General features: G+C 46.4%; 22 protein-coding genes and 1 pseudogene. 19 read left to right on the plus strand and 4 right to left on the minus strand.

All coding sequences use genetic code 11. The features are described from left to right. The first annotated feature begins 13 nt into the window (after nucleotides 1–13). The 12 genes and pseudogenes from CDZ87_RS10475 (at nucleotide 14) to CDZ87_RS17350 (ending at nucleotide 14,267) form a co-directional block, all read left to right on the plus strand. A complete protein-coding gene (locus CDZ87_RS10475) occupies nucleotides 14–3,112 on the plus strand; it encodes a TonB-dependent receptor (RefSeq protein ID WP_100753498.1) in 3,099 nt (1,032 codons plus the stop codon). 154 nt (nucleotides 3,113–3,266) lie between these two features. After that, nucleotides 3,267–3,968, plus strand: a complete 702-nt coding sequence (locus CDZ87_RS10480) for a Slam-dependent surface lipoprotein (RefSeq protein ID WP_100753499.1) — start codon at nucleotides 3,267–3,269, stop codon at nucleotides 3,966–3,968. 72 nt (nucleotides 3,969–4,040) lie between these two features. Beyond that, entirely contained in the window at nucleotides 4,041–5,519 is a 1,479-nt protein-coding gene (locus tag CDZ87_RS10485) for a surface lipoprotein assembly modifier (RefSeq protein WP_100753500.1), read from the plus strand. 302 nt (nucleotides 5,520–5,821) lie between these two features. Further along, complete coding sequence (gene exbB, locus CDZ87_RS10490; RefSeq protein WP_100753561.1) at nucleotides 5,822–6,547, plus strand: tonB-system energizer ExbB; 726 nt, start codon at nucleotides 5,822–5,824, stop codon at nucleotides 6,545–6,547. A gap of 13 nt (nucleotides 6,548–6,560) precedes the next feature. Next, complete coding sequence (locus CDZ87_RS10495) at nucleotides 6,561–6,992, plus strand: biopolymer transporter ExbD (protein ID WP_100753501.1); 432 nt, start codon at nucleotides 6,561–6,563, stop codon at nucleotides 6,990–6,992. Then, a complete protein-coding gene (locus tag CDZ87_RS10500; RefSeq protein ID WP_100753502.1) occupies nucleotides 6,989–7,906 on the plus strand; it encodes an energy transducer TonB in 918 nt (305 codons plus the stop codon). Before CDZ87_RS10495 ends, CDZ87_RS10500 begins: the two co-directional genes overlap by 4 nt. A gap of 125 nt (nucleotides 7,907–8,031) precedes the next feature. After that, nucleotides 8,032–8,175 (plus strand): annotated as a pseudogene (locus tag CDZ87_RS10505) (type II toxin-antitoxin system HipA family toxin); the annotation flags it as partial. An 18-nt stretch (nucleotides 8,176–8,193) separates the two neighbouring features. Beyond that, nucleotides 8,194–9,198, plus strand: coding sequence for a YecA family protein (locus CDZ87_RS10510; RefSeq protein ID WP_100753503.1), 1,005 nt, complete (start codon nucleotides 8,194–8,196; stop codon nucleotides 9,196–9,198). A 10-nt stretch (nucleotides 9,199–9,208) separates the two neighbouring features. Continuing rightward, a complete protein-coding gene (locus CDZ87_RS10515) occupies nucleotides 9,209–10,330 on the plus strand; it encodes a hypothetical protein (RefSeq protein ID WP_100753504.1) in 1,122 nt (373 codons plus the stop codon). A 51-nt stretch (nucleotides 10,331–10,381) separates the two neighbouring features. Further along, on the plus strand, nucleotides 10,382–10,573 hold the full coding sequence (locus CDZ87_RS10520) for an HVO_A0114 family putative DNA-binding protein (RefSeq protein WP_245834691.1): 192 nt from the start codon (nucleotides 10,382–10,384) through the stop codon (nucleotides 10,571–10,573). A gap of 10 nt (nucleotides 10,574–10,583) precedes the next feature. Then, nucleotides 10,584–13,724 (plus strand): DEAD/DEAH box helicase, encoded by a 3,141-nt coding sequence (locus tag CDZ87_RS10525; protein WP_100753506.1) that lies wholly within the window; start codon nucleotides 10,584–10,586, stop codon nucleotides 13,722–13,724. A 381-nt stretch (nucleotides 13,725–14,105) separates the two neighbouring features. Beyond that, complete coding sequence (locus tag CDZ87_RS17350; protein WP_245834692.1) at nucleotides 14,106–14,267, plus strand: helix-turn-helix domain-containing protein; 162 nt, start codon at nucleotides 14,106–14,108, stop codon at nucleotides 14,265–14,267. Nucleotides 14,268–14,364: 97 nt separating this feature from the next. Here CDZ87_RS17350 and CDZ87_RS10535 read toward each other — a convergent pair whose 3' ends face one another. Beyond that, complete coding sequence (locus tag CDZ87_RS10535) at nucleotides 14,365–15,231, minus strand: YicC/YloC family endoribonuclease (RefSeq protein WP_100753507.1); 867 nt, start codon at nucleotides 15,229–15,231, stop codon at nucleotides 14,365–14,367. Between the two features lie 141 nt (nucleotides 15,232–15,372). On the opposite strand from CDZ87_RS10535, the gene rph reads away from it, so the two are divergent. Beyond that, on the plus strand, nucleotides 15,373–16,089 hold the full coding sequence (rph, locus tag CDZ87_RS10540) for a ribonuclease PH (RefSeq protein ID WP_100753508.1): 717 nt from the start codon (nucleotides 15,373–15,375) through the stop codon (nucleotides 16,087–16,089). Nucleotides 16,090–16,196: 107 nt separating this feature from the next. Beyond that, nucleotides 16,197–16,838, plus strand: a complete 642-nt coding sequence (gene pyrE / locus CDZ87_RS10545; RefSeq protein ID WP_100753509.1) for an orotate phosphoribosyltransferase — start codon at nucleotides 16,197–16,199, stop codon at nucleotides 16,836–16,838. Between the two features lie 144 nt (nucleotides 16,839–16,982). Here the strand turns inward: pyrE and lpxL are convergent, their stop codons facing one another. The 3 genes from lpxL to coaBC all read right to left on the minus strand — a co-directional run bounded on the left by lpxL (nucleotide 16,983) and on the right by coaBC (nucleotide 19,908). Beyond that, nucleotides 16,983–17,936 (minus strand): LpxL/LpxP family Kdo(2)-lipid IV(A) lauroyl/palmitoleoyl acyltransferase, encoded by a 954-nt coding sequence (lpxL, locus tag CDZ87_RS10550; protein WP_100753510.1) that lies wholly within the window; start codon nucleotides 17,934–17,936, stop codon nucleotides 16,983–16,985. A 5-nt stretch (nucleotides 17,937–17,941) separates the two neighbouring features. After that, nucleotides 17,942–18,532: a nucleoid occlusion factor SlmA gene (slmA, locus tag CDZ87_RS10555; RefSeq protein ID WP_038175409.1), complete on the minus strand. Its 591-nt coding sequence runs from the start codon at nucleotides 18,530–18,532 to the stop codon at nucleotides 17,942–17,944. A gap of 170 nt (nucleotides 18,533–18,702) precedes the next feature. Beyond that, nucleotides 18,703–19,908 (minus strand): bifunctional phosphopantothenoylcysteine decarboxylase/phosphopantothenate--cysteine ligase CoaBC, encoded by a 1,206-nt coding sequence (gene coaBC / locus CDZ87_RS10560; RefSeq protein ID WP_100753511.1) that lies wholly within the window; start codon nucleotides 19,906–19,908, stop codon nucleotides 18,703–18,705. 211 nt (nucleotides 19,909–20,119) lie between these two features. Between coaBC and radC the strand changes: the two genes are divergently transcribed. From radC to mutM, 5 genes are all read left to right on the plus strand, one after another. Next, the gene (radC, locus tag CDZ87_RS10565) at nucleotides 20,120–20,785 is read left to right on the plus strand and encodes a RadC family protein (protein WP_100753512.1); all 666 of its coding nucleotides are present in this window, start codon (nucleotides 20,120–20,122) and stop codon (nucleotides 20,783–20,785) included. A 276-nt stretch (nucleotides 20,786–21,061) separates the two neighbouring features. Beyond that, nucleotides 21,062–21,298, plus strand: a complete 237-nt coding sequence (rpmB, locus tag CDZ87_RS10570) for a 50S ribosomal protein L28 (RefSeq protein ID WP_004743834.1) — start codon at nucleotides 21,062–21,064, stop codon at nucleotides 21,296–21,298. Between the two features lie 13 nt (nucleotides 21,299–21,311). Next, nucleotides 21,312–21,482, plus strand: coding sequence for a 50S ribosomal protein L33 (gene rpmG / locus CDZ87_RS10575; protein ID WP_004410866.1), 171 nt, complete (start codon nucleotides 21,312–21,314; stop codon nucleotides 21,480–21,482). Nucleotides 21,483–21,602: 120 nt separating this feature from the next. Next, nucleotides 21,603–22,088: a hypothetical protein gene (locus CDZ87_RS10580; protein WP_100753513.1), complete on the plus strand. Its 486-nt coding sequence runs from the start codon at nucleotides 21,603–21,605 to the stop codon at nucleotides 22,086–22,088. Nucleotides 22,089–22,116: 28 nt separating this feature from the next. After that, nucleotides 22,117–22,923 (plus strand): bifunctional DNA-formamidopyrimidine glycosylase/DNA-(apurinic or apyrimidinic site) lyase, encoded by an 807-nt coding sequence (gene mutM, locus CDZ87_RS10585; protein ID WP_100753514.1) that lies wholly within the window; start codon nucleotides 22,117–22,119, stop codon nucleotides 22,921–22,923. Nucleotides 22,924–22,933: the final 10 nt, after the last annotated feature.

Below are 22,933 nucleotides of genomic sequence, written 5' to 3' on the forward strand. Positions count from 1 at the left end.
AAGGATATCTGACGTGCTGTCACCCTTCACTTCAAATAAGCTTTCAATGACCATGCGTATTCAACTCAGTCGCACTGTTCTGGTGCTACCATTGGTCGCCTTTTCTCTTCAGGCTCGGCCCTTCAATGTTCCAGCAGGTGATCTAGATGCGGTACTTAATCAGTTTGCTTTGCAAGCAGGTATAGAGTACTCGCTCGATGCCAGTTTGACGCAGGGCCAGTATAGCCAAGGTTTGCTAGGGGATTACCAACCTGAAGAGGGATTGAGTGTTCTTCTTGCAGATGCGGGTTTAAGCGCTCAGAGGCAGGACGATGGTTCGTACCTAGTCGATATTAGTGACGAATGGGCTTTGGATGCGGTTCAAGTTGGCACACGGTTAGATGGAAGTGCAAACCGAGATGAAGTCGGTGAAGCCAATGTATACGACAAAGATTTTGCAACTGAGTATAGAGGAAAAGAAGAACTCGAACGTTTTAGAGGGGCGGATACCGCCGACATTTTTAAAGGGATGGCAAACGTTAACAGTGGCGATGCGCGCAATGGTGGTGGTATTGACCCTAACGTGCGTGGTATTCAAGGGCCAGGGCGAGTCCCTGTTATTATCGATGGTACTGAGCAGGAGATTACCATGGATAATGGTTATCGTGCCGCTTCTAACCGTAGTTTTCTAGACCCTAACCTCATTGGCGGCATGACGGTACATAAAGGCGCTCAAATTAACCCTGACGTAAACACATCGGTGGGTGGGGCGGTCGAAATTACTACTTTGTCAGCGAATGACATTGTTCTGCCAGGTGAAACATTTGGGATGGAGCTCATTGCTGAGAGTAGTAGCAATTCCACAGCGCCTCGAGAGCCAAGGTTATATACAGGGCAGGATATTAGTACGATACCTGAGTATGCAAACCTAAATAATCCAGCGGTTGATCTCTTGTATACTGACCCAGCTTTGGTCGTTGACCCCAATGAACGTCAAGATGACAACCCATTGAATGGCGAAGATATCGCTTATCGCTTAGCGATTGGTGGTGTTGGACCAAAGGCTGAATGGTTAGCCGCTTATGCTTACCGTCATCGTGGTAACTATTTCTCAGGCTCTCAAGATGCCAGCTTCTATCAACAGCCATTTAATGGTGATGAGTCCCAAGAAATTGAAAATCGTAGACTGTTTATTCAACCAGAGCATCTGGCTTTGGTCTACCACCCCGGTGAAGAGGTGACGAATACCTCTTCTGAAATGGAATCTTTTTTAGGTAAGTTTGCATTTCATCTTAGCCCTGCAACTAAGGTCGAGTTTGGTGCTCGCTACACGAAAAGTACCCACGGGGAAATATTGGCTGATCGAGCAGAAACGCGTTACATGTCTGGTCTTGCTCAGTGGCCGCTGAATCATACTGAATTGCAAGCTTATAACCTCAAGGTGCGCGCTAATCCTGCCAACCCTTACATCGACTTTAAATCTAATCTATGGGTGACGCTCTCCGACATTCGCTCGAATACAGGCCCCGGTTCGCCGAATAGTCTTACGGATGGATCGACTATCATTAAAAATACCGCTCTCATGCATTCAGAAGAAGACCGTTATGGGTATAGTTTTAGCAATAAAATGTTATTTGGTAGCGATTTTGACGTCACGCTGTCTGGAAACTATCAATACCATCAACTGGCACCGAAAGGAGATTTGAACGCTGCCATCGCTGAATTTGGTCAAGTACGAGCGGGGGAACGTACCGAGTATAATGGTAGCGCTAATGTAGAATGGCGAGCAAGCGACGCTGTCATATTCAATGCCGGTGTACGCTACGGCTACTACAAATCTGTTGATAACTATGTAAAAAATCGTCTTGCTGCGGGGGACCGTTCTTCTTTATCCCAATATGGTGGCGAAGGCTATCGACTTTCTTATCAAATGAATGTGCCAATTACAGATGCCAATCGTGCAATCTACCTAGCTGGCGTAGAGTCTAGAGCCCGCAGCGCAGATACTGGTTTGAATCAAGAGATCGCTGACTTACGCGGAGCACTTCTTAATGTCCCACCGTTTCTCGTCCCAGTTGTTCAAGCTCAGTTGGATGCTAAGATTGTGCAGCAGGATGCTTTGGTCGCTCAAGAAATTGCAGCGGCTAGTACGCATACTTCATATGTTGAAGATATTGAGTCTGAGTGGCGTCATAACGGAGAACAGAACTACCGTGCGGCAGACAATGCGTGTATCGCTGCAGTAAACAACCCTAACTATGTCGAGGGTAGCTGCAAAGCACAATCGATCAGTCGTTCATCAACCAGTACCTATACCAATTATGAATCGAGTGAGAGTGGTTGGATGCCATCGGCTTCAATTACTTGGTTGATGACAGAAGATAGCCGTAGTTATGTTCGTTATGCCGAATCATTGCGTTTTCCGAGTATGTTTGAAAGCACAGTGGGTTTTTCTGCCGTGCCATCAACGTCATCACCTTTGGCTCCCGAGCGTTCTAGATTATGGGAGTTAGGGTACGTTTACTACTTTGATCATAGCAATGTAAAACTGACCTATTTCGATCAAGTTATTGAAGACATCATGGATAGAAATACCTCATTGTCTACAACGAGCTTTACCAATTTGGACAAGATGAAGACAAGTGGAATAGAGCTGCAGTTGGATTACGACGATGGCGATTATTTTGGTGACTTGTCCTTCGTATACAATCTAGAAAATGAAGTGTGCGACGAAAACGCTGCCACACAACGTTTTATGGCTGATTTGAAAACCAATAACACGCCTGACTATCAGGAGTGCCGACGCGGTGGTTTTAGTACCACAAGCTATTTAGCCAATAAAGTACCGCCTGAAATGAGCGGAAGTCTGCACTTGGGAGCTCGCTTTTTGAATAAAAAGCTGATTGCCGGAGCTCGGACTTACTATGCAGGCGGAAGCCACTCAGAAGACTATGTTAAACGCGATGATGTGACAACGTTGGATGCTTACATCGGTTACGCCTATAACAAACATCTCCAGTTTGAGTTGCGTGGTAGTAATCTGACCGATGTCTATTACCTAGAACCAGGTGCCGTTACGGGTATGCCAGCGCCCGGTCGAACCATCAGCGTTAAGCTGACCAGCCGATTCTAACCTTAATCAAAAGCCGCCGTTCAGACCGCGGCTTTTTTACGCTTGTTTACGGGTTCCTTTGTTTCATCCGGTGTACTGAATGAAGCTGCTAAAGACAGCGGATAAAAACGTCTGGGCAGCAGATGACAACTTATAGCCTATTAAGGATTGAATAATGAAAATCGTACAACTTTCATGGATTTCAGCGGCCATGCTTGGCCTAAGCTCACTGGCACATGCCGGTTTTGATGGTGCCATCAGTGACGGTTCGCAGCGTCAGGTGGGTGAATCTGAAGTCTGGGTTCCGTTTATCCACTCTAAAGGTAACGCAGGCATTGGCAGTACAGGTGGCAAAAAGGTCGACTTTGATGGCCTGACGGTTTTTGCTAGCCAAAATGGTGATGTATACACGTCTGGTAGTGACCACAACAACTCTAAATATGTTTTCTCTCAGGTTGCAAGCCAAGATGTCTGGTTTGGTGAATGGTCGGCAGGGACTGAAAATGGCCAGGCTGTGGATCGCGCAGTTTACTACGTGGGCGATGACACAGGCACGACGGTACCTACATCTGGATCAGCGACCTACACAGTCGCTGGTATTAACAATGGCGCAACGCTAAGCGGTCAGTTCACGGCGGACTTTGGCGCTCAAACACTTAATGGTGCGCTTTCAAACAGCAATCTAGCGATCAATCTGTACAACAACGCTATCAATGCTTCTACTGCGGAATTCTCGGGCACAGCAGTGGCGAATGGCATGTCCTTTGGTCACTCTCAAGGCCACTTCTTTGGCGCCGATGCCGCTTTTCTCGCTGGCTTTGCTAAGTTTGCTGGCGACAGTACGCTAGATACTGCCTTTGGCGGCAGCAAAAACTAATTTTCGTTTTTGTCTTTCTCTTTTGGGGAGCAAGTGACTTGCTCCCATATTTTTTCCGATTGAAATACGTCAATGAAAATCGACCGTAACACTATTTTGGGCTCACTATTAATGGTGAGCGCGAGCTACGCCTCTCTCTCTTACGCGGATCAGGATACTGATTTGCGCATCCAGCAACGTGACGCGTTATCCTCTCGTCAGAACGAAAACGCGCTCATAGAAGAAGAGCTAGAAAAAGAACGCTTAGCGGATCAGTCGGCGTCAAGCACGGGTCCGACGGTAGCTGACCCCATCAATGAGCTTGGACCGGCATTGCATGTCGCAGTCAGACAGCGTCAGTGGGCACTGGCAGAGAGCCTGCTGGAAAGATACATGGCGCTGGCTAACTATGACCCTATGTTGGTGCACTACGCATCGGGAGCACTGGCGCGTCAAGCGCGTGATTATGATCAGGCAGAAACGCACTACTCGACATTACTTGACATGCAGGAAAAATTTTTGCCCGCAGAGCTGGAGTTAGCTCGCGTCTGGTTTGAAGACCGAGAAAACAGCACGTCTCTATCGTTGTTTAATGACATCCTCACCCGTTTACCTGCTGATAACCCGAGAGCGGCAGCAGTCAGAAATACGGTAGAAAGCTTTATTAGTGCTCTAGAATATCGAGATCAATGGCAAGGCGCATTTTCATTTGGGCCGACCTACAATGACAATCTTAATTTGTCATCAAAACACTATCAGTGCTTACTCTATTCTACCAATGGGCGCTGTTTTCTTGAACGCAGTGCGCCAAAGGTGAAATCCGCTTATGGGTTAGACTTTGATGCTAGCCTGCATCGACGTTTTTCATTAGCAGGTCACCACGGTGTTCAGTTGCGTACTTTTGCTTATGGCACCAATTATCAGAATCATAAAGAACACAATGAGCAAACGCTGAATATTGCATTGGGGTACAGCTACCAGACAGCAAAGAACCAACTGAGTATTGCTCCACAGTTTGAATATCGAGCCTTATCTAATCGCACCTTATTGACTTCTGGAGGGTTCAAAGCCGACTGGTTTTCGAATCTTACTCCAAGCTCGGCCATGAAGTTTGAGGTGAAAGGAGAGTACCTCGATTATCGTAGCCAAGCGTTACATTATCAATCGGATTGGCAGTGGTCAGTATTGGGGACTTATTGGCACCAATTGGCTGACAAATGGTTGGTTTTCGGTGGTCTCGACTGGACACTAAAGCAAAACCAACAGGCTGTTCATAGCTATCAACTATGGGGAGGCCGGCTAGGCGTGAATAAGACGTTTTCGTCACTCGATACTGACATCACCCTGTTTGCATCTCTGCGTGAGCGTCTTTACGGTGATTACAATACCGTTTTAGGTGAGCGACGTGGAGACACTGAACAGAGCTACACCTTGGTGTTGACTCTACCGGAAATCTTTGCCGGCATTAAGCCTTTGATCGAGCTGAAAGCCAATAAGACAGAGAGCAATGTAAATTGGGTATACAGTTATGAACAGCACCAATACAGTGTAAAGTTTGAAAAAACATTTTAATGATAATCAGTGAGTTAAATCGACCTTTTTAAATAACTAAAAATTAAATTACGGATATTTCTTTTTGGTTCGGTGTTATTAAGGCAGATGTGCGCGTTTGGCTAGGCGCAGTACAAACAGATAAACCGAATGTGAGTAAAACAATGCAATACTTATCCAAACCACTACTGATTATTTTCATTTTCTTGTCCCCTTCTATTGGTTGGGCTGAAACAACGTCAGAGACTGGGCTACAAGCTGTAACCCAAGAGGTTTCCCAACCAGTAGAGGCGGCCGACACTGCTCAACCTAAAAGCGAAGAGATGTTATCTCGCGAAGCTGTTGTTCTCTCTCCTCATCATGATCTTTCTCCTTACAGTATGTATCAGGCAGCAGATTGGGTAGTAAAAGCCGTCATGATCTTACTTCTGGCCGCTTCTGGCGTGACTTGGGCCATTGGTATAGCGAAACAAATGCAACTGCACCTCGCCTGTCGCCGTGCTCAACATATGCTTACTGAGCTACTTGAATCGGAAACGTTGGTTGAAGGGAAGCTACGTTGTGATAGTGCTAAGGGAGCAGGGCTTGCTTTACTTGAGGCAACCGAAAAAGAATTGGCTTTGTCAGCTCGAGCAGACAATGAGGATGGTATTAAAGAGCGCATTCAAATAAGGTTAGAGCGTGTTCAAGCCGGATTAAGTAGTGCAATGACTAGTGGTACTGGGGTTCTGGCGACAGTGGGTTCTGTTGGCCCTTTCATTGGCTTGTTCGGCACCGTCTGGGGAATAATGAATGCCTTTATTGGTATCGCTAAATCCCAAAATACCACCTTGGCCGTGGTTGCTCCTGGGATTGCTGAAGCGTTGTTGGCAACGGCGATTGGTTTGGTCGCGGCTATTCCTGCAGTCATTCTTTATAATCACTTCATTCGTCGAGTGGGTCAGTATCGCGCTCTAATGGCTGACCTCTCCGCAGCGTTAATGGTGCTCGTCAGCCGTGATTTAGACCGGGAGCCGCTTTGCATTGATGGCAAAAAGCTCGCAGCTTAGGTAAGGACAGTCTATGGGGTTTAATGTATCTTCGCAGCAAGATGAGCTAGCGATTAACCATGAAATCAACATTACTCCTTTTGTGGATGTGATGTTGGTTCTACTTATCATCGTGATGGTTGCTGCTCCGCTAGCGACGGTGAACGTGCCGGTGGATCTTCCGACTTCTTCTGCCACCGCTTCTCCTCAACCAAAAGAACCTTTTTATCTTACTGTGAGCTCTGATTTAGCGCTTACGCTAGGAGAAAGTACACAGGTTAATTTAGAACAGTTGCCACAGGCTTTAGATCAAATCTTAGCGGATAAAAAACAACGCATTTACCTACGAGCGGATAAGACTCTCGATTATCAAAGTTTGATGAAAGTAATGAACGTGCTAGTGGTCTCAGGCTATGGGCAGGTGGCTTTGGTCGGTTTGGAGTCTACAGAGAATAAAAAGACATGATGCATAATCAAGGTGTAAGAAAAGTACCGAGTGACGGTTTTATGCCTTGGCTTGTACCGGGTGTTGCAGTCAGTGTCGTTATTCATCTAGCCATCGCTTTTTATTACCTTTACCAGCCCCAACGAGCAGTTGTTCATCTGCCAGCAGCAATACCTGTCAGCGTAGCAATAGTTGCGCCAATAGCGGCTCCCGTGGTCGAAAAACAAGCGCTTAACGAAGGACCTAAGCAGGTAGAATCGATCGATTCTGTTGCCTCACTAGCCAATGAGGCTCGTGTAGAGAAAGGGGAAATACAACCAGAAAAAAAAGAAATTGAGTTTGCCTCACAACCCCCTCCTATCGTGGCTGAAGAGTCCCACATGGTTTCTGAATTGGCCAAGTCTCAGCACGTTGAACGGGATGAAATTCCCCCTAAATCTATAAAAAATCAATCAAAACCTATAAAAAATCAACCAAAACCTATACAAACGCAATCAAAAATTAAGCCAGCCATAGCTGCAGAACCGGCTGTTTCTCAACCGGCTTCCGTCGCGCAAGTAGAAAAAAGTACACCCAAGATTGACGTGGATAACAGGCAAGACAAAGTGCAAGGAGCCTCAGGGGCTTTCAAGCAACATTTAAGACAAATACGTTTAGATTGGAAACAAGAGCTCGTGATGCACCTTGAACAGCATAAGCAATATCCGAGGCGAGCCAAGAGAATGCGTAAGCAGGGGGTACCATTGATTACTTTTACAATGGATCGTGCTGGCCAGGTCTTAGCCGCAGAGCTGGTTCGTAGTAGTGGCACAGAATCTTTAGATAAAGAAGCGCTTGATTTAGTATTTCGTGCGGTGCCTTTGCCCTCACCACCAAAGGAAGTTAATGGTACAATTTTGACGTGGACGGTACCGGTTCGATTCTATGTTCAATAATGCTTTCACTTTTTGATGGAATGAGTACCATTGTTGTTGGTGGCTGCATTAGTCGCCGATGGTAGTTCGGGTGGAGCAAGGCTCAAGACGCAGAGTTATATGCTTGCTGGATGCAGGCTTTCGAACGCCAAGTCATTGAAGAAGTCGCAGAAGCCATCAGCCAATTTACTTACCTTGCGAAGCAACAAGGGATTGGTAAAACCACAGTATCTGCGATCACTAAAACACTGGAGCAGCGCAAACAAGAAAATGCAGCGCTTTTTCTATAACAATAAGAAGGGGCAGTAATGAAGCTCGGCCGAAACGATCCTTGCCATTGTGGCAGTGGTAAAAAATTTAAACGTTGTTGTATGAACAGCGTTTCCAAGCAACACGCCCAAGTTTTCGATGATGCTGAAGCCATGCTGGCCATGAACCCAAATTTGAGCCTTGATGAACTCAACGCAGCTTTGCAACACAAAGTTCAGGATCGCAATAATCAACCTCATCCCGATTTTTGTGGCGTAACGCCAACGCAAATGGCCAATTGGCTGTATGCGCCTTTTGCTGAATTACAGTGGGTGACAATCAGCACTCCCGACTCTCTTTCTGCCAGCCCAGTGATGCGCTATTTAGCCCTCATCCTTGATGAGGCCATGGCGCAAGAAGGCTCCTTCAAAGCCACCAGTAAAGGAAACTTGCCGGCTAAGTTGGTTAAACAGGCCAGTGCGTTATTACCTGAGTTTGCTGTTGCTCAGTTTCCTGTAAATATCAGTATCAGCGAGTTTGCAGGCAGTAATGAAGACAAATTCAATGCCTTGCACTACACCAGAGTGCTAGCCGAAATTAGTGGCATTATTTATCGGCGCAGCGGTCGCTACCATGTAAAAAAATCAGCGCAAAAGCAGTATCAAGCGCTAGGCATACAGGCCTTTTTCAAACCTATGTTAGAGGCCGCCATCAGCAAATATAACTGGAGCTATTTGGACGGTTTTGAATACGATGTCGACTTGCGCACTTTTTGGTTGTTTATGTTGTGGCGCATTCAGAGCCACAGCAGTGTCGATCAGCTGGTTGAAGAGGTGAAAGTGGCTTTCCCCGATTTACTGCTAACATTCCCTACGGATGATTACTTCTCGCCAGAAAGAAACTTAAGCATGCTCATCGAATCACGATTTATTGGGCGATTTTTGCAGTTTTGGGGATTTGTGACCATTGACCCAAGACGTTATATAAACACGGAACCCGTCGCTAGAGTGGTTCAGGTACAGCCGTTATTGAAACAAACTTTTCAATTCACAATAAATACATAGCAAGGTCATCGTGAGCGAATATCAATACTATAAATTTGAGCGTCTGGATGGGTATTTAGATGCTAAAGCACGTCAAGCCCTCAGAGACATTTCAAGCCGTGCCGAGATCAGCGCTACGTCCTTTCAGGTGTATTACACCTACAGTGATCTAAAGGCAGAGCCTTTTGAGCTGATGTTAAAATACTTTGATATCGGTTTTTACTATGCCGATTGGGGCTCAATCGATGCCTACATCAAGCTACCAGCAGGAACTCTCTCTGAAGCTTTACTTGGCTTTTCAAGTGATGGGCTTCATGTTCACGAAAACGATGAGTGGCAGTTGCTGATTTTTTCCCTTGAGGAGTATGACGAGTATTTTGACGATGAGCATGCTGACGACTTTTTCCAGCATCTAGCCGCTTTACGCAGCGGGTTAATGCAAGGGGATTGGCGCCTTGTGTACTTTATGTGGCTCAAAGCGTTTTATTTTAATGATGACGTTGAGCGAGTGCCGTTAATTCAATTCGATTTTGAGCACCTCAGTGAAGAGGCGCAGGCGTTTGCAGCGCTGTATGATATTCCCTTAGCATTGGTTAAGGCACTCGCCATGGTGCTGAAGGAGCAACCCAGTCACCAAGCCAAACAAACCCAGTTTCAGTTTGATACGTGGCTAAACAATCTCACGGAAGTTGAGAAAGAGACGCTATTACGCGCGCTGTTTGAGCAAGGCCAGTTAACCCGTCACCAAGCTTTAGCGCTGACGCGAAAAGAACCTGCCAACACAGACGAAATCTATCAGTATTGGTTAACCCCCGACCTGATTTCCCCTTTCATCGAGCAAGCGCAAAGTCAATTGCAGCAAGAGCAAGCCGAAGCACTCGAAAAAAAATTAGCCATCGAAAAGGCGGAAAAAGAAAAAGCGTTGACGGATATCTACAATCAGCGTGAGCACTACTGGCAGCAAGCACAAGAGCAAGCGGATCGAACTTGCGCCAGTGGTTATGATGCGGCATCACGCTATTTGCATCAGCTGTTTGAGGCCTATCAGTTCAAAGGGGACCTTGCTTTTGAACAGCGTTTTAAGCGCTTTGTTGTGGCGAATAATAGCCGGAAAGCGCTGTTAAATCGCTTGAGTGATTTGCTTAAACGATGAGGCTATAGGCTGGCCAATGTACTGTCGAAAGAAAACCAGCAGTTGTTAAAAGTGATTGCCGAGCAACAGCCGAAGTCGGTAACTGAGCTGGCCATGCTGACAGGCCGAGCGGTCAGCAATGTGTCGAGAACATTGAAAACATTGGGTAAGTACAACTTGGTTGAGATGCAAAAATCACAAAATGGATTGGCGGTAAAACTACGATATCAATCGATGTTGTTATTGATCCAGCTATTAGAATAAAAGGAATATCATGCAACAAGTCGGGATTTATGAGCAGCTTATAACACAGCTTATCGAGAGTCGCATTGACCGAGAGCGATTCTATGTCGGTGAACGTGAGCTTAATAGCAGTGAAGCATCAACATGGTTATCTCGTTTCTTATCACATATTCTTGAGTATGCGATTGAGTCCGTCCCCTCGAGTGATGATCGTCTGCAACAGCAAATTGCTTTATCCAATCAATTGTTACTCTGGCTAAAAACACAAATTCAAGATAACGATTTTATCGAAGACAATTTGCTTGCCAGTCAAGGTAAAATTCTGACCGCGCTCTATGAGCTCGAAAATCCTGTCTCAGCCGATTTAAAAAATTATATTAACGACATTTTTCCGTTAACAGGCTTAAGCCAAAGTGAGCTGTTTTGTGGCAGTAATGCGGGATTGTCGCTTGAATCTGAATTGAAGCGAGAGATTCTGTCTGCGGATAAGATTTACTGGTTAGTGTCATTTATTAAGTGGGCAGGGATAAGGATCTTTCGAAAAGAGTTAGAAGAATTTACTGCTAGCGGTCGCGAGCTAAAAATTATCACTACCTCATACATGGGGGCGACAGATGCTAAAGCGGTGGGATATCTGGCGAGCTTACCCAATACCGAAGTGAAGCTGAGTTACAACACTGAGCGTGAACGGTTACATGCAAAGAGCTACCTATTTTTACGCAACACGGGTTATCACACTGGTTATATCGGTTCTTCCAATCTTTCCCATTCAGCATTAACCAATGGCTTAGAGTGGAATTTAAAAATTACTTCGCAAGAAATCCCACACATTATCAATAAATCATTGAGCACCTTTGAAACCTATTGGGCTTCTCATGATTTTGAACACTTTAGTGGTGATGCAACAAGCAGTGAAAAACTCAAAAAAGCCTTGAGCCAGCAGCGCGGAGATTTTGAGGCCAGCCCAACTCACTTCTTTGATATCTCGCCGTTTCCTCATCAAAGTGACATTTTGGAACAACTGGCCGTTGAGCGTAGTGTTCACCAGCGCTTTCGTAATTTAGTCGTTGCGGCTACCGGTACGGGGAAAACCCTGATCTCAGCCTTTGATTTTGCGCGCTTTATCAAAGAGAAACCGACAGCTAAGTTCTTGTTTGTTGCACACAGAGAAGAAATTTTAAAGCAAGCTAGGGCGGCATATCGTGGCGTATTGCGTAATGGTGCTTTTGGAGAGCTTTGGGTTGGTGGTCATACGCCGGAGCATTATCGGCAGTTGTTTGTTTCAATCCAAACACTGAACAATCAGCTGGATCATCTTAACCTAACTGCTGACTATTATGACTACATTGTTATTGATGAGGTGCATCATATTGCAGCTTCAAGTTATCGTGCGCTGTTAGAGTATTTTTCCCCTGCTATATTACTCGGCCTTACTGCCACGCCTGAGCGCCATGATGGCGGTGATATTCTGGCGGATTTTGGTGGTGTGATTGCGGCAGAGATCCGTTTGCCGGAAGCGATTAATCGTCGCCATCTTTGTCCATTTCAGTATTTTGGTATCGATGATGATACCGACCTTCGCAGCATTGCGTGGAACCGGGGGCGCTATGATATTGCGCAATTAACCAACCTTTATACTCACAACCAAGTTCGTTTTAATAAAATTTTACTGAGTATGCGGGAAATCCTGACAGATATTAGCAAAATGAAAGCGCTCGCTTTTTGTGTGAGTAAAGATCATGCCCAGTACATGACACAGCAATTCTTGTTAAAAGGCATCAAGGCGGATGTGCTAACTAGCGATAACAGCCACGAGCGGCAACAAAAGCAGCAGGCCATTCGTTCTGGCAGCATTAACGTGCTTTGTGTGGTCGATATCTTCAATGAAGGTGTCGATATTCCCGAAGTCGATACCTTATTGTTTTTGCGCCCGACAGAAAGCCTCACGATTTTCTTGCAACAACTTGGCCGAGGTTTGCGATTAGCGGACGGTAAAGAATGCTGTACCGTGTTGGATTTTGTGGGCAACTCACGTCCTGAATATGATTTTGCCAATAAATTTAGAGCCTTAGTCGGTAAAAGTCATCGAGCGATCAGCGAAGAAATAAAGCAAGGCTTCCCCCACGCGCCTCTTGGTTGTCGCATTGAGTTGAGTAAGCGCACGCAAGAAATGGTGCTCAGCAATATTCGTCAAGCTTCGTTAACGTTGAAACGCCTAGTTACGATGATCCGTCAGTATCCTCAGCATTCCACACTGCCGTTAACCTTGTCGAATTTCTTAACCCTCAATCCGCACATCGACTTGAATGAGCTTTATAAGCGAGGGAGTTGGTCGCAACTGGTTCAACAAGCTAAAGATGAAATTAACGAAAGTACGCCAGATGAAAATATCCTTAAAATGCTTAGAAAGGCCATTCATAACCGAATTTTGACTTGTGATGATCATGGCTATTTAAGTTTCTTAAAAAAGCTTTGCCAAACTAACTTCGCTATTGAAGATGGTGGTTATCGTTATGCCTTAATGTGTCATTACGATTTTTGGCAGAAAATAGGGCCTGAATGTGGATTCGACTCCATTGATCAGAGCTTCGCGAAACTGAATGCTTGCGAGTTAAAAGCAGAACTATTGGACGTTGTGAATTGGCAACTAGCACAAACCAAGCATGAGCAATCCGCAATCCATGCTTTGCCTGATGTGTCATTAAGGCTGCATGCACGTTATGCGCGTGAACAAATATTGGTTGGATTTGGTGCTACAACCTTTGATCGCCAGCCACCATCACGTGAAGGCTTATTCGTTATAAAAGACAAAAACATAGAGCTGTTATTTGTCACTTTAGACAAAAATGAAAAACAATTTTCGCCAACCACCATGTACCATGATTACGCGATTAATGAACATCTCTTTCATTGGCAGTCGCAAAATAGCGCAAGGCCAGACAAGGGTCGCGGTTTGGAATACATCCAACATCAAAAAATGGGTAAGCGCTTATTCTTGTTTGTACGTGAGCAAAGCAAAGATGAATACGGCCGCACTATGGGTTTTGTTAATTATGGTGAAGTGGAATACGTATCGCATACAGGCTCACAGCCGATGAGTATTACTTGGCAGTTGAGAGAGCCTATGCCGCATTTTATGTGGCAACAAGCGGCTAAGTTGGCAGTGGGATAATTATCATGACGCATTTAGCCATTGATAAGGTTTACCCTCTTTGGCGCGTTAGTTTGGTCGGAAAAAGCAACGACATTGGCTAAAAGCGCCCATTTAATAAAAGCAGACTCAGGCTCTGTTGATTTGTATTATTTATTTGAACTCGGCAAACCGATCTCGCTGCAGACGCCAGTGACCAACGTGCCACATAGCCCAATGAAAAACTCGATGAAACTCAAACCTTAACTCGCCTAGAGAGCGCCACTAAGTGTACCGAGGTTGAAAAAGTGTACGAAGAGGCAATGGTGTAAGTAAGGGGGGGGGCTATCAATTATGCAAAAGGTTAACAGAATTACTGCCCATTGTCCCATCAGCCCACGGTAAGTGAGCGCGCGTTCGGGGGTGCCGCAAAGTCATATTTCGAAAATCGAGTCTGGCGGCGTTGATTTAAGAATATCCAGTTTGATTGCACTTGCCCGTGTACTCCTTATCCTAGAAAGTTACTCACCATTTAAGGGCATGCTAGATCAATCCTACTCACCACTAAACTCACCAGTTGGTTGAAAATTCAGGCAAAGACCTGAAATCTCCTGAAAACAAAAAAGCCCCAATTTACAGGGGCTTGGTAAGATTCAGTAAGCTTAAAGAGACTCAAAAAACCTTATTCGATGTTTTGGATCTGCTCACGCATTTGTTCAATCAACACTTTAAGCTCTACACCGGATGCGGTGATGTCAGTGCTGATCGACTTTGAGGCTAATGTGTTCGATTCGCGGTTAAATTCTTGCATCATAAAGTCGAGACGACGGCCACATGCTCCCCCTTTTTTCAAGATGTTGTGCGCTTCTTTAACATGAGAGTCGAGGCGATCAAGCTCTTCAGCAACATCCGATTTTTGTGCCAGCAAAATCAGTTCTTGCTCGACACGAGATGAGTCGAGTTCAATTTTGGCGTCTTCAAATTTCGAAAATAGACGCTCTCGTTGCCACTCAATGATTTCTGGCATACGGGCGCGTACTTTTGTCACCTCGGCATCAATGGCCTCTAAACGTTGCTCAATTAAGGCCTTCATGTTGTCGCCTTCGCGGCCACGGGCTTCAATAAACTCACCAATTGCTTCATCAAACGCTGCAAGCAGATCTTTATTGACGCTATCCATATCTTGCTCTGGTGTTTCCATCACACCAGGCCATTGCATCACTTGAAAAGGGTTGATGCGACTACGTTCACCGGTCATGTGCATCACTTGCTCGCCCGCTTTAATGACTTGATTCGCGAGCGTTTCGTTGATGGTTAGCTCACCTTTAGCAGCAGGGTTGGCTTCAAAACGCAGTGCACATTCGACTTTGCCACGAGCGAGGCGTTGACGAAAGCGCTCACGTAACATCGGTTCTAGGCCGCGGAATTGTTCTGGCAGGCGAAAGTAGGTTTCAAGGTAGCGTTGGTTGACACTACGAATTTCCCATACAGCGCTGCCCCAGTCGCCTTTGACTTCTTTACGTGCATAGGCTGTCATACTATAGATCATCGAATTTTCCTGTTTAATTATCTTTGAAAATAACGCCTGCCAATAGTAGCACAAATCGCCAATCGATAGCTTTGCCGACTAAACTTCGCTATAATCTCGCCCCAATCAAAACGTCTCCCCCTGCAAATAAGGTAGATGCCCATGCGTCCAAATGACCGCGAGGCGGATCAGATTCGCCCAATTAAAATTACTCGTAACTACACTGCATATGCAGAAGGCTCTGTACTGGTGGAGTTCGGCAATACCAAAGTGCTTTGCAATGCGACCGTTGAAGAAAACGTACCACGTTGGTTAAAAGGCCAAGGCAAAGGCTGGGTGACCGCAGAATACGGCATGCTCCCGCGCTCTACTCATTCGCGTATGCGTCGTGAAGCAGCAAACGGTAAGCAGGGTGGCCGCACTATGGAAATCCAACGTCTTATCGCGCGTAGCCTGCGCGCCGTGGTTGATTTAGAGGCGCTTGGTGAGATTATGGTCACGGTAGACTGTGATGTTATTCAAGCCGATGGCGGTACGCGTACCGCGTCTATTTCGGGTGCGAGCGTTGCCATGGCAGATGCCTTCCAACACTTAGTCGAGAAAGGTAAGCTTAAAGCGAACCCTATGAAGGGCCACGTTGCGGCGGTTTCTGTGGGCCAGCTGGGCGAAGAGATTCTGTGTGACCTTGAATATGTGGAAGATTCAGCCGCTGACACAGACATGAACGTGGTGATGACTGAAGATGGTCGTATGATCGAAGTTCAAGGTACGGCGGAAGGTGAACCCTTCACTCACGAAGACCTGATGAAAATGCTGGCATCGGCGAAAGTTGGCATTAGCGCGATCGTCGCAGCGCAGAAGGCGGCGTTAGAAAATTAATCGGTATTAAATAGCTTCCATTTGGAGGCTATTTTTTTAAGTTCCTAGAAGTCATTTTCTAGAAACTAGGCCACAGCCTCTAGTCACTATTATTAAGAGAGAAAGCAATGAAAGCATACCAGCGTGAATTTATTGAGTTTGCCCTAGAAAAAGAAGTTTTGAAGTTTGGTGAGTTTACTTTGAAGTCTGGCCGTAAAAGCCCTTATTTCTTTAACGCTGGTCTTTTCAATACAGGCCGTGACCTGGCGCGTTTAGGTCGTTTTTATGCCGCCGCTCTGGCCGACTCTGCGATCGATTTTGATGTGTTATTTGGTCCTGCGTATAAGGGCATTCCGATTGCGACTACCACGGCAGTTGCGTTAGCGGATCACCACGACATTGATACGCCTTACTGTTTCAATCGCAAAGAAGCGAAAGATCACGGTGAAGGTGGTAACTTGGTTGGCAGTGTGCTGGAAGGCCGTATTATGCTTGTCGATGATGTGATCACTGCCGGCACAGCGATTCGTGAATCGATGGAAATCATCAAGGCGAATGGCGCTGATCTCGCGGGCGTTTTAGTCGCGATTGATCGTCAAGAGAAAGGTAAAGGTGAGCTGTCTGCAATCCAAGAGGTTGAACGTGATTTTGGCTGTGCGATTATCTCTATCGTTAGCCTGACCGACCTCGTCACTTTCCTTGAAGAAAAGGGCACCGCCCCTGAGCATCTTGAAGCCGTTAAAGCGTACCGCGCGCAATACGGGATCTAGCCGATCTGAGAATCGAGTACGGACTGCGTCTTTTACACGGTTCTCTCGGAGCCATGGTCGAAAATTGTTGATGGTTCTTGATAGATATTAAAAGAAAAGGGTTGACGCATATCCATCAACCCTTAAACGTTTTAACTCGTCACTCTATTTGTAGCGAACCCCTCTCTCGGCGTTCGGATCTTCCATGGTTTTATAGCGCTTATGTAACCACATCCATTGTTCTGGGGCGCGCAAAATTACCTCTTCTACATGTTTATTCATGTAGGCGGCGGCGGCTTTTTCGTCTTTTTGAGGGTACTCTTCTTCAACCGATTTGTTGGCAATAATCTCATATCGCCCTTCATCATTGCGAAAGCCCGATCCCATCACAATAGCCGCTTTACTGGTGTAGGCAAGGATACTGGTGCCTGTGGTAGTACAGGCATCTGGAACCGAAAAAAAGGGAACAAAGACTGACTTATTACGGCCATAGTCGTGGTCTGGTAGGTAAAATAAGCGCTCGCCGTCACGCATAACGCGAATCATCTGCTTAAGGTCTTTTCTGTCTATCAATACGTTGCCATCGTGTGTTCGGCCCCAATATTGGATCAAGTTATAGGCAGGGTTGTTGTGCGGGCGAAATGCGCCATAACCACCAAGACCGAGTACCGCAAACGCGCGCGCTGTGATCTCTAGATTCAGTGCATGTACGCAGCACAGCAGAACTCCTTTACCTTGCGCCTTGTATTGATGTAGTAAGTCAACGTCTTTAGCGACAATTCGGCGCTTAAAGCGCCAAGTTGGCCAAAACCAGGTGATGCCAGTTTCGATTAGCGCCATGCCGGTGTTTTTGAAGTTCTCTTCAACCATTCTCTCGCGTTCTAACGGAGCCATTTCAGGAAAGGCCAGTTCGAGGTTGCGTCGTGCCACTTTAACTCGGGACTTGCCGAACTTCATACCGAGCTTACCGAGACCTCGTCCAATTCGATACAAAATAGAATAGGGCAATAGGTTAACGATGAGCGCGAGCAGGCCGAAGCCTAACCATACCCCCCAATATTTAGGGTGTAATAACGCGAACGAAAATGTCGGGGCTTGGTTGTACTGTTCTTTACTCATAACGATTACTTAATTTGTGCGCTGAGCAGCGCCCAATACTCTTCAAAATTTGCAGTGGGTTGATATTTAAAGTCGCTACGGACGAAACGATTGAGGCTGCCCTCGACTTGACCAAGCAGTTGAGCGGCTAATATCGTTTCATTGACCGGAAAGGATTTCCCTTCACGCAGCATACGCTCGCGCAAGATCTGGCGCAGTGAGGTTTCAATGCGCTCGAACAGTTGGTTGATGCGCTCGCGCAGACGCTCATTTTCAAACATCAGTGCGTGGCCCGACAAAATCCGACTTAAACCAGGATTGCGTTCAGCAAACGCTAAAATCAATTGTAGCACCAAGCGAATGCGGGTCAGGGTGTCTTTTTCTTCATCTTGGATGCGATTAATGCGCGACATCAGTGACTCTTCGATAAATTCGATAAGCCCCTCAAACATGCGTGCTTTACTCGGAAAATGACGATAGAGCGCGGCTTCAGATACGCCAACTTGTTTCGCCAGTTTTGCTGTCGTAATACGCGAAGCGCCTTCATTAGACTCAAGCATCTCTGCTAAGGCTTGCAAAATTTCATCTCGGCGGTTGGTTTTTCTTGTTCCGGCCATGAACCTGTTCCTTTTGTTACCATTTCTGAATAAAAAGGTGTTGAGTCTAAGCAATTCAACACCAGACAACCGATGACCTGCCCTATTGATCGCGAAGTGTTGCTTTAGCTAGCAACTATAATCTTTGCGAGATCGCAACTATGATCTTTACGAGATAGCAACAATGAGCTTTACGCTTCTATTTGCTGCGCGATGGCCATCATGATTTGCGTTGCAATGTGTTGTTTTGATGCAAGGGTAAGTGATTGCTCACCCTCTTTCCAGTATAAGGTGATTGCGTTGTCGTTGCTATTGAAGCCTTGCCCGGCGATAGAGACATCGTTAGCACAAATCATATCTAGATTCTTTTTGAGAAGCTTAGTGCGAGCGTAGTGCTCTACATCTTGCGTTTCAGCGGCAAAACCAACGGTAAAAGGTCGAGATTGCACCAGAGCGGCGACCGACGCGACAATATCAGGGTTTTTAACCATGGTGATGGTCATCTCATCGTTATCATCGGCTTTTTTGATTTTCTGGGTGGCAACCGTGGCTGGTCGATAGTCGGCGATAGCCGCGCAGCCGATAAAAACATCGTGTTCAGGAGCCGTTTTCATCGCCGCGTCAAACATGCTTTGTGCGCTATCCACATCAATGCGGGTGACGCCTGCTGGTGTTGGTAGGGCAACAGGGCCTGAGAGCAGGGTTACCTTGGCGCCGAGTTGCTCGGCTGCGCTGGCAAGGGCAAAGCCCATTTTTCCTGAGCTGTGATTGGAAATATAACGCACCGGATCAATCGCTTCTCGCGTTGGGCCTGCGGTGATCACCACAGACTTCCCTTTCAGTGGCTTGTCGGAGAAAAACTGCTCGCAGAGATCAACTAACTGCATTGGCTCTAACATTCGCCCAGGGCCAACATCACCACAAGCTTGCTCACCCGCTGCCGGGCCCCAGATCTGCATACCGCGGCGCTCAAGCGTGGCGATATTTTCTTGTGTGGCCACATTGCGATACATTTGCTGATTCATGGCCGGAGAAACGGCGATGGGTGAGTCGCTAGCCAACACTAAGGTGGTAAGTAGGTCGTTACCCATTCCTGCCGATACACGTGCGATAAGATCCGCCGTTGCCGGAGCGAGCAGAACCAAATCAGCCCATTTGGCTAACTCGATGTGTCCCATGGACGCTTCGGCGGCTGGGTCAAGTAAGCTGTCAGATACGGGTCTGCCAGACACGGCCTGCATAGTAAGTGGTGTGATAAATTCTTTGGCGGCGGTGGTCATCACCACTTGTACATCAGCGCCGCGTTCTATTAGCCGGCGGGTGAGTTCAGCACATTTATAAGCAGCGATACCACCGCTAATACCTAAAAGGATCTTTTTGCCTGCGAGTGTTTGCATGATGATCTTCCTTACAATTTCTGCCCGTAAGATACCATGCTGCGTTTAGAGTGGCGAGTGACCCGTCTGTGGTTATCCATCGTTCGCTATTGAGTAACTATAAGGTTACACAATCAAGCGCCATGGTTCGCAAGCTAATAAACCCACCGTCACCTAGACGCTTTTTTTGGTTAGGCTCTAGCCACCTCCCCTACAGGGTTAGTGACAACAGATGGAATTACCGAAAGCCTCGATGCCGCGTGAGAAATTGCTTTCTCATGGGCCTCAGGCACTCACAGACGCAGAATTACTGGCTATTTTCCTGCGCACCGGAACACAAGGCATGAATGTGATTGCGTTGTCTGACTTTCTGATCGATGAATTTGGCTCTTTGCGGGCCCTCTTCTCTTCTGAGTTGGATCAGTTCTGCGCCTACAAAGGGCTTGGTGTGGCTAAGTACGTTCAGTTGCAAGCGGTATTAGAGATGACCCAGCGTTATTTGAGCGAAACCCTTAAGCGAGGTGACGCATTAACAAGCCCTGAACAGACCAAGCTTTATCTATCGGGTTTACTGCGTGATAAACACAGAGAAGAGTTTTATGTCTTGTTTTTAGACAACCAACACCGAGTGATCAGTGGCGAGGCATTATTCCAAGGCACCATTGATGCCGCTTCTGTTTATCCTCGTGAAGTGGTAAAACGTGCATTGGAGCACAATTCTGCGGCATTAATTTTGGCGCACAATCACCCGTCAGGAGTGGCAGAGCCAAGCCAAAGTGATCGCCGCATCACCCGTCGTATAACGGATGCACTGGCATTGGTTGATATTCGGGTCTTGGACCACTTTGTAGTAGGCGATGGTGAGATTGTCTCTTTCGCTGAGCGTGGTTGGATTTAAATCACATTTTTAGTTGTGAGTTCGCTGATTTCTGCTACAATCGCCCGACATTTTTTAGCACATAAATCAGCTCTGCCTAAAAAAGATCACGAAAACCTGTAAAAAGGATCTGTTCGGGTCTTGAGCAATGCTAATCAAGTTAGTATAATGCGCGACCTTTGATAGCCTTGTATGGGTTTCCATAGCGGTATAAGACCTCAAACTTCTAATTTAGAAACTGAGAGGTTCGGCCACCAAGGTTGATATCGAGCTGAAACGATTTTGGAGAAGACATTCATGTCACGAGTATGCCAAGTAACTGGTAAGCGTCCAGTAACGGGTAACAACCGTTCACACGCACGCAATGCTACTAAGCGTCGTTTTCTGCCGAACCTACAAACTCATCGTTTCTGGGTAGAGAGCGAAAAACGTTTTGTTAAACTACGTCTATCTGCTAAAGGTATGCGTATCATCGACAAGAAAGGCATCGATGCTGTTCTTGTTGATATCCGTGCAAACGGCGTAAACGTTTAAGAGGAAATAGACAATGGCAAAGAAAGGCGTACGTGAGAAAATTCGTCTAGTATCTTCTGCAGGTACTGGTCACTTCTACACGACTGATAAGAACAAACGTAACATGCCAGGCAAATTTGAGATCAAGAAATTTGATCCTGTCGTTCGCCAGCACGTTATGTACAAAGAAGCTAAAATCAAGTAATTGACTCTTCTTTGAACTTCCTTCGGGAAGCATGAATTGAAAACCCAACTATAGCGATATAGTTGGGTTTTTTATTATCTGCAATTTATACTCGTTATATCAAAGCTATAGGGAAGTGGTATGCGAGTCTCACCAAAACGTCGTCGGCGCTGGAACAACATTCTTATCTTGGGCGTGATTGCATTTATCGCAGTGCTCAACCTGCCGACACTGATCAAAACCTATCTCCTTGACGACACGCCTGTCGTGACAAGCACTTACCCCTTTTTGCTTAATCCATCGGCGCAATTACAAGCGTTGCACTTTAGCGATTGGTCTTTGGAAAAACTCGAAGGTGGCTGGCGTAGCTCTGTGACTAGTGCGATCCCAGCACAAGAGCTCGCACAACGTTGGCAAGATTTGGTTGGAACGGAAGTCCCGGCGAATGATTTTGCCAATTTGAAAGCGCAATTAACAGAGCCGCAAACGATCGAGGTTTGGTATCTCGATCAGGAAGAGCCGCAAAGAGTCACTTACTATCAAACCCCACAGTTTTGGCTACTAAAAAATTGGCAAGACAAGTGGATAGCCATTTCGGTTGAACCTCGCTATCTTATGCCAGAGTAATATTTGTAAGCCACACCTAGGAACAAGCATGCCAGAATTACCTGAAGTGGAAGTGAGCAAAATGGGGATCTCGCCTCACTTAGTCGGTCAAACCGTTGCTAAGCTGACCTTTCGTACTCCCAAGTTACGTTGGGATATTCCACAAGATTTAAAAAAAATGGAAGGGCAGGTGATTCGCAATATCAGTCGCCGAGCTAAGTACTTGCTGATTGAAACTGATGTAGGTAGTGCGATTGTTCATTTGGGGATGTCGGGTTCACTGCGCGTACTCGATGCAGAGATTGCGCCTGCCAAGCACGATCATGTCGATTTGAAACTGACCAATGGCAAAGTCTTGCGTTATAACGATCCAAGACGTTTCGGTGCCTGGCTATGGACTGAAGATGGCCATCACGCCGCTCTGGGTGCAATGGGCCCAGAGCCGCTGACCGAGGCGTTCAGTGCTGATTACATGGCAGCCAAGGCGCAGGGTAAGCGTGTGGCGGTGAAGCAATTTATTATGGACAACAAAGTGGTGGTCGGGGTGGGGAATATCTACGCCAACGAATCGCTATTTAGCGCCCGTATTCACCCAACTAGAGCGGCAGGAAGCCTCAAACGCCAAGAGTGGGTATTATTGGTAGATGAGATCAAGCAAGTGCTCGCCACCGCAATAAAACAAGGTGGCACCACTCTCAAAGACTTTGCTCAAGCGGATGGTAAGCCGGGTTACTTTGCGCAAGAACTACAAATGTACGGCAAAGCCGGGCAGCCTTGCCCAGATTGCGGTGAGCCTATCGAAGAACAAAAAATTGGCCAAAGGAACACGTTTTTTTGCGACCAGTGTCAGTTATAAAAAACTGAAC

The organism is Vibrio salilacus (assembly GCF_002811245.1).
In the GTDB taxonomy this organism is placed as follows: domain Bacteria; phylum Pseudomonadota; class Gammaproteobacteria; order Enterobacterales; family Vibrionaceae; genus Vibrio; species Vibrio salilacus.